1 protein-coding gene is annotated in these 910 nt (G+C 41.6%); it reads right to left on the minus strand.

Features of this window, described 5'->3' with window-relative positions:
* Positions 1-30 precede the first annotated feature (30 nt).
* Positions 31-910 (minus strand): IS30 family transposase (locus tag DTK66_RS10915; RefSeq protein WP_191668693.1); only part of this gene is annotated, 880 nt, incomplete at its 5' end.

Below are 910 nucleotides of genomic sequence, written 5' to 3' on the forward strand. Positions count from 1 at the left end.
GGCAGATTGCAATAAATAACTTGAACAAATTTAATGACGCAGATTAAGCAAGAAGATCTCAATTGGAGTTCGCCAGTTCAAACATTTGAGAGGCCGTGAATTCAGATACCAGTTAATCTGAATCAATTCATCATCACTAATCTCTTCAATTGGCTGACCCTTAGGAATAAATCGCCGTAACACTCGATTACGATTCTCATTACTACCACGTTCATGCGGAGAATAAGCATGTGCAAAGTACAACGGCACGCCGGTATTTTTCTCAATTGATTGGTAGTTGGCGAACTCTTTCCCGTGATCAACCGTCAGTGTCTTGAGATTAGTTCCTAATTGATTAGCTAACTCAAGGATAGCCTTAGTCATTGAAGTGCTATCTCGTCCATCAAGCCGTTTAACGATAGTAAGGCGACTCTTGCGTTCGACAAACGTAGCTACTGCTTGACCTTTGCGCTTACCAGATAAAACCGTATCAGCTTCAAAATGACCTGCAATATTACGATCAGAAGCTTCAGCTGGACGATCTTCAATCGAACGACCATGACTAAAAGTACCACGAGTTTCTTTAGCCCGCTTACGGCGAATACCATGATCTGGTAAGTCAGTTAAGCTAATCTCTAAGAGGCCTTGATCAACCCAGTTATAGATAGTCTTATAGGCGATCATAACCACATGGGCTACTTGTTCAATTGACCATTTTTGGACCTTGATCTTTTCTTCGATTAGTCGTTTGAGGTTAACCGTTAATGAGCATTTCCGGCCACGATAACTAAGTTTAGTTTCGTGGTCGGCTTGCGCACTAGTCGCATGGTATTCACCCTTTAACCGGTGAATTTCATTAAAGATAGTAGTCTTACTAAAGCCCAGGTAATCAGCGATATATCGAAGAGATCGCTTTTCATGACGAAGCGTT

This window comes from Limosilactobacillus walteri (assembly GCF_014830205.1).
GTDB classification, from domain to species: Bacteria; Bacillota; Bacilli; order Lactobacillales; family Lactobacillaceae; genus Limosilactobacillus; species Limosilactobacillus walteri.